The organism is Xinfangfangia pollutisoli (genome assembly GCF_020179405.1).
GTDB lineage: Bacteria > Pseudomonadota > Alphaproteobacteria > Rhodobacterales > Rhodobacteraceae > Pseudogemmobacter > Pseudogemmobacter pollutisoli.
This window is the reverse complement of the sequence record NZ_JAICBZ010000058.1, coordinates 20458-27063: the sequence shown is the minus strand read 5'-3', so window position 1 is coordinate 27063 and position 6606 is coordinate 20458. Positions and strand designations below refer to the sequence as shown.

The 6606-nt window shown below is 68.1% G+C and carries 5 protein-coding genes; 1 reads left to right on the top strand and 4 read right to left on the bottom strand.

Features of this window, described 5'->3' with window-relative positions; all coding sequences use genetic code 11:
* A partial coding sequence (locus tag K1Y73_RS15445; protein WP_225029203.1) for a prolyl oligopeptidase family serine peptidase occupies positions 1–1913 on the top strand: 1913 nt, incomplete at its 5' end.
* A gap of 160 nt (positions 1914–2073) precedes the next feature.
* Here K1Y73_RS15445 and K1Y73_RS15440 read toward each other — a convergent pair.
* From K1Y73_RS15440 to K1Y73_RS15425, 4 genes are all read right to left on the bottom strand, one after another.
* Positions 2074–3480: a glutamine synthetase family protein gene (locus K1Y73_RS15440; RefSeq protein WP_225029202.1), complete on the bottom strand. Its 1407-nt coding sequence runs from the start codon at positions 3478–3480 to the stop codon at positions 2074–2076.
* Positions 3481–3491: 11 nt separating this feature from the next.
* Positions 3492–4862: an aspartate aminotransferase family protein gene (locus K1Y73_RS15435; RefSeq protein WP_225029201.1), complete on the bottom strand. Its 1371-nt coding sequence runs from the start codon at positions 4860–4862 to the stop codon at positions 3492–3494.
* 89 nt (positions 4863–4951) lie between these two features.
* Complete coding sequence (locus tag K1Y73_RS15430; protein WP_225029200.1) at positions 4952–5359, bottom strand: VOC family protein; 408 nt, start codon at positions 5357–5359, stop codon at positions 4952–4954.
* 42 nt (positions 5360–5401) lie between these two features.
* A complete protein-coding gene (locus tag K1Y73_RS15425; RefSeq protein WP_225029199.1) occupies positions 5402–6565 on the bottom strand; it encodes an alpha-hydroxy acid oxidase in 1164 nt (387 codons plus the stop codon).
* Positions 6566–6606 lie beyond the last annotated feature (41 nt).

Below are 6606 nucleotides of genomic sequence, written 5' to 3'. Positions count from 1 at the left end.
GGCCCCAGCGCGCGGCCGATGCCGCGGCGGTGCGGGCGATTCTTGAGGCGCCCGACACGCTGCGCGGGCTGAGCCGGCGCGCGGGCCATGTCTACACCTTCCGCCAGACCGCCGCCAACCCGCGCGGCCTGTGGCTGCGCCTGCCCGAAAACGTGCCGCCCACGCCGCAGGCCGATTGGGAGGTGGTCTTCGATCTGGATGCCCATTGCGCCGCGACCGGGCAGGTCTGGGTCTGGCGCGGGGCCGAAACCTCGGGCTTCGATCCGGCGCGGGTGCTGATGCGGCTGTCGCTGGAAGGGTCGGACCTGACGCGCCACCGAGAATTCGACCTGGCGGCCAAGGATTTCGTGCCTGGCGGCTTCGACATCGGGCCCGAGCGGGGCGGCTTGGCCTGGGCCGGACCGGATGCGGTTCTGTGGTCTTCGGCCGCGCCGGGCGATGCGACGGCGGCGGGCTGGCCCGGCACCATCCGCCGGCTGCGCCGCGGCCAGGCGCCGGAGGCGGCCGAGATGCTGTTCCGGACCGATGCCGGCAATCTTCTGGCCCAGGGCTGGGCCACGCGGGCGGGCGGCCCGGACTGGATCGAGGCGCGGATCGTGATGCGGGCAATCGGCAAGGCCGAAATCACGCTGCTGCGCCCCGGCAAGCCGCCGCTGGTTCTGGCCGCGCCCTCGGATTGCACGCCAAGCTTCTGCCACAGCCATCTGGCCTATGTGGCGCAGGACGAGGGCCCGCATCCGGCCGGCACGCTGGTTCTGGCGCCGCTGGAGGGCGGGCCCGAGCGGGTTCTGTTCCGCCCCAGCGCCGGGGCCGCCGTCTCGCCCGAGGATCTGGCCTTCGGGACCGGGCATCTTCTGTGGATCGAGACGCATTGGCTGGAGCCGCGGCTGATGGCGCTGGACCTGCGGGCGCCCGATGCCGCGCCGCGCCAGATCCGCCCGCCGGTCGCCGGCCAGACCCTGGCCCTGGGCTTTTACGATGCCAATGCCGATGCCGGCGACGGCACGCTGGCCCTGCAGATCTCGGGCTTCCTGACCCCGCCGCAAACCTGGCTGTTCGACCTGTCGCGCGGGATCGACGGCATCGCCTTCCGGCCGCTTTACGCCCAGCCCGCGCGCTTCGATGCCACGGGCGCCGAGGTGCAGCTGTGGAAGGCGCGCTCGGCCGATGGGACCGAGGTGCCCTATCACATCGTGCTGCCCAAGGGGCATGCCGGGCGCGGCGATCTGCCGGTGCTGCAATATGGCTATGGCGGTTTCGGCGTCAGCCTGGGGCCCTGGCATGATCCGGTCACCGGCAAGCTGTGGATCGAACGCGGCGCGGCCTATGTGATCGCCTATATCCGCGGCGGGGCCGAGCTGGGGCCGGCCTGGCATCTGCAGGCCAAGGGCGCCGGGCGCGACAAGGCCTTTGAAGATTTCGTGGCCGTCGCCCGCGATCTTGTGGCGCGGGGGATCACCCGGCGCGAGCGGATCGCCTGCCATGGCGGCTCGAATGGCGGGCTTTTGTGCGGGGTGATGCTGACCCGCTATCCGCAGGATTTCGGCGCGGTCTGGGCCAGTGTGGGCGTGATGGACATGCTGCGCTTCGCGCATTTCCCGGCCGGGCGCGGCTGGATCGACGAATATGGCGATCCGGACCGGGCCGAGGATCGCGCCTGGCTGCGCGCCTATTCGCCGGTTCACAACGTGCCCAAGGGCCCCCTGCCCGCCGCGCTCATCGACACCTCGCATCGCGATGACCGGGTCGACCCGTCGCATTCCCGCCGCTTCGCCGCGGCGCTGAAGGCCGCGGGCCATGCGCCCTTCTATTACGAACATCAGGGCGGCCATGGCGGCGGCGGGGCAAGCCATGAGAAGGCGGCCGAACAGGCGCTGGGCTATGCCTTCCTGCGCCAGGCGCTGGGGCTTTAGCCCCGCGCGCGCGCCCGGCCCCGGCCTGCGCCTCCGCTGGGGATATTTTGGCGGGGATATTTTTGCTCAGAGGAAAGCCGACCCTGTTTTCTTCGGCCCTTCCTCTCTGTCCAAATATCCCGGGGGGTGAGGCCGCAGGCCGAGGGGGGCAGCGCCCCCCTTACACCGTATGCAGATACAGGTCGAAATCGACTTCCGAGACGGTCCGCATCACCCGCGCATATTCCGCCGCCTTGATCGCGGTGAAGGTGCGGTGCATGTCCTCGCCCAGCGCGTCCTTCAGAAACGCCGACCGGCGGGCGGCGTCGATGGCCGATTTCCAATCGGTCGGGATCGTGCCTTCCGCGGTGTCTTCATAGGCATTGCCGGTGGTCTCAGGGCCTGGGTCGATGCCCTCGCGCAGGCCCTTGCGAATGCCGGCCAGAACCGTGGCGGCGACCAGATAGGGGTTCGAATCCACCCCCGCCGGGCGATGCTCGATCCGCCGCGCCTTGATGTCGCCCGCCGGGATCCGCAGCGCGACCGAGCGGTTGTTGACCCCCCAGCTCAGCGAGACCGGCGCATAGCTTTGCGCGGCAAAGCGGCGCCAGGAATTGGCATGCGGCGCGAAGACCAGCATCGATTCCGCCATCGTCTCTTTCAGCCCGCCCAGAGCGTGCAGAAGCGTGGGGTTCCATTCGCCCTCGACCGTCTCGACGAAGACGTTCTTGCCCGCATCGTCCAGCATCGAGACATGGAAATGCATCCCCGAGCCGGCATAGTTCTCGTTTGGCTTGGCCATGAAACAGGCGGTCACGCCATGGGCGCGGGCCTGGGCGCGGACGATGCGCTTCAGCCGCATCAGATCATCGGCCGCCTGCATCACATCGGTGCGGTAATGCAGCGTCAGCTCGTACTGGCCCGGCGCATATTCTGAAATCATCGTCTCGGCGGTGATCCCGGCCAGCTTCGCCCCGGCATAGATATCGTTGAACAGGGGCAGCATGCCATGCAGATGGTCGACCGAATAGACTTCGGTCTTGCGGCTGGACCTTCCGTCCAGCACGTCGCGCGCCGGCTGCATCTTGCCATCGGCGCCACGCTGATTGTCGAGAAGGAAGAATTCCAGCTCGAAGGCGCCGGCCGGATGCAGGCCCTCGGCCGCCAGCGCATCGACCTGGGCGCGCAGGGCATGGCGCGGGTCCGAGGTCATGGGCGCGCCGTCCAGCGTATACATCGACATCAGCACTTCGCCGCGCGGCGGCGTGGTGTTGTGCAGCGCGACAAGCGAGCCGGGGATCGGCCAGGCGCGCAGATCGCCATCGCCCTGATCCCAGATCAGCCCGGTCTCGTGGACATCCTCGCCGCAGATATCCAGGCCCAGGATCGAGATCGGCAGATGCCGGCCGGATTTGTAGAAGGACAGCAATTCATGCCGGCGGATGATCTTGCCCCGCCCGATGCCGTTCGAATCGTGCAGGACGATGTCGAAGGCCTCGATCTCGGGATGGGCGGCCAGAAAGGCCTCGGCTTCGGCCAGGGTAGAGCCCGAGGGGCTTTGCGTCGGGTCGGCGGCAGGGGGGGTCATGTCAGGGATACTCAGGCGAAAAGGTCGGTCAGAAGGGCGTTGAAATTGGCGATCAGCCGGTCGATCTGGCGTTTTCGGGTGACCGGGCTGACCAGCATCATGTTGTGGAAGGGCGCGATCAGCGAGCCGCGATTCACCAGCCCGGTATGCAGCGCCGCTTCCAGCGCGGGCTGATGCGCCTGCGCCGCCTGGGCGCCGTTCTGCAACGGGCCGGGGGCGCAGATGAATTCCACCCGGGCGCCCACACGCACCACATGCCAGGGCGCCTTGTGCCGGTCGATCGCGGCGGCCAGCCCATGCGACAGACGCTCGGCGCCCTTTTCCATATGGGCATAGGCTTCGGGCGTCATCACCTCGGCCAGATTGGCGGCCAGGCAGGCGAATTGCATCGGGTTCGCCGACAGCGTGGTGCCCATGCCGGAATGGCCCGAGGGGCGGTCGGCATTCGCCGCCTCATAGCGCTGCGCCACCGCCTCGGTCAGGCCCCAGACCGCGGTGGGCATGCCGCCCGCCACGCATTTTCCGACGACAAAGATGTCGGGCGACAGCGAATGCACCCGGCTGTAGCCGCCCAGGCCCGAGGAAATCGTATGCGTCTCATCGATGATCAGCAGCGCCCCATAATGGCGCGACAGCTGGCGCAGCCCGTCATGGAACCCGGCCTGCGGCAGGACCATGCAGGAATTGGTCATCACCGGCTCGGTCAGGATGGCGGCGATCTCGCCCGTGGCCAGCGCCGCCTCGACCGCGGACAGATCGTTGAATTCGCAGCAGGTTGCCACCAGCGACAGATCGGCGGCCTGGCCCAGCAGGCCCGGCCGGGTCACGGTGCGGCCCTGCGCGTCCAGCGTGACCATCGCGTCATCCACGGTGCCATGATAGCAGCCGTTGAAGACCAGAACCTTGGGCCGCCCGGTGATTGCGCGGGCGACACGCAGGGCGAAGCGGTTGGCGTCGGTGGCCGTGGTGGCGATCTGCCAGCGGAAGGCGCCGAAGCGTTCGCACAGCAGCGCGCCGGCCTTCAGCGCGGTTTCGCTGGGCAGCATATAGGTCAGGCCATGGCGGGCCTGGCGGCGGATCGCCCGGGCCACCGGCGGCGGCGAGTGGCCGAACATGCTGCCGGTATCGCCCAGACAGAAATCGTCCAGCACATGGCCGTCGATATCGGTGATCTTGGCGCCTTCGGCCCGGTCGATCAGCGGCAGATGCGGCATCGGCCAATCGGCCATCCAATGCATCGGCACGCCCGACAGGAACACCCCCGCCCCCTTGGCCAGCGCCTTCGCGGATTTGGGGCGGGCGGCGGCGTAAAGGGCCGCCTCGCGCGCGGCAAGCGCTGCAAGGCGGGCAGGATCGACCCCGGCAATCAATGCGGCTGACATGGCGGTTCCCCGTTCAACGCGCCGGTTATGCCGCATAATTTGATCAAAAAGCAAGAGCCGAGCCAGCCCCGCCCCCAGGCGCGCCGCCGCTATTCCGGTTTCTGGCAGACGGCTTCCAGATTGACCCCGTCCGGGTCGATCACGAAGGCCGCATAATAGTTGGGGTGATAATGCGCGCGGATCCCCGGCGCTCCATTGTCGCGCCCGCCCTGGGCCATCGCCGCGGCATAGAACGCGTCGACGGCGGCCCGGCTGGGCGCCTCAAGCGCGACATGCAGCCCCGCCCCGCGCGGCCCTTCGGGCAGGCTACGGCGGCTGTCGCTGGACAGCCAGAACACCGGCTTGCGCCCCGCCCCATAGCCGATGCCGTGATAGCCGCCGGTCTGTTCGGCCGTGACCTCCATCACCACCGCCAGGCCCAAAGGCGCCAGCGCCGCATCGTAGAAGGCCCGCGCGCGGCCGATCTCGGCCGGGCTAATCCCCATATGGTCAATCATCGTGCCCTCATTTGCCTGCCTCGGGCCAATGCCCCCGCCGCCTTAAGCCCAGCTGCCTTCGAAATCCTGCGGCACCAGCAGGTTGTGGCGGCCGAACTGGCGGATGTCCCGCTCGCCGCACAGCGCCATGGTGATGTCCATCTCCTTGCGGATCACCTCAAGCGCGCGGGTCACCCCCGCCTCGCCCATGGCGCCCAGGCCGTGGATATAGGCCCGCCCGATCATCGTGCCCGTCGCACCCAGGGCCAGCGCCTTCAGCACGTCCTGGCCCGAGCGGATGCCGGAATCCAGCCAGATCTCGGTCTTGCCGCCCACCGCGCGCACCACCGAGGGCAGCATGCGGATCGAGGACAGCGCCCCGTCCAGCTGCCGCCCGCCATGGTTCGACACGACAATCGCATCGGCGCCATTGTCGACCGCCATCTGCGCATCCTCGGCGTCGAGAATGCCCTTCATCACCAGCTTGCCGCCCCATTGGTTGCGGATCCGCGCCACTTTCTTCCAGTCCAGCTTCAGGTCGAACTGCTCATTCGTCCAGGCGGTCAGGTCGGCCAGATCGGTGACGCCCTTCACATGGCCCACGATGTTGCGGAACTGCCGGCGCGGCGTCTTCGCCATGGCCAGGGCCCAGCGCGGCTTGGTGGCGATGTTCAGAAGGTTCGGAATCGTCGGCTTGGGCGGGCTGGTCAGCCCGTTCTTCAGATCCTTGTGGCGCTGGCCCAGCACCTGAAGATCCAGCGTCAGCACCAGGGCCGAGCAATTGGCCCGCTTGGCCCGCTCGATGATCGCATCGACGAAATCCTCGTCGCGCATCACATACAGCTGGAACCAGAACGGATCCGGGCTATGCGCCGCCACATCCTCGATCGAACAGATCGACATGGTCGACAGGGTGAAGGGCACGCCGAATTTCGCCGCCGCGCGGGCAGCGTGGATCTCGCCATCGGGATGCTGCATCCCGGTCGAGCCCACCGGCGCCAGCGCCACCGGGATCGTCACCTCCCGGCCCAGCATCTGCCCCGAGACATCGCGCTCCGACAGGTCGCGCGCCACGCGCTGGCGCAGGCGGATGCGGGCGAAATCTGAACTGTTCTCGCGGAAGGTCTGCTCGGTATAGCTGCCGGATTCGCAATAATCCCAGAACATCTTCGGCGTGCGCTTGCGGTGCAGGCGCTTCAGATCTTCGATGCAGGTGATGACGGGCATGGCCGATGACTCCCGATTTTGGTTCGGTTCGCTTACCAATT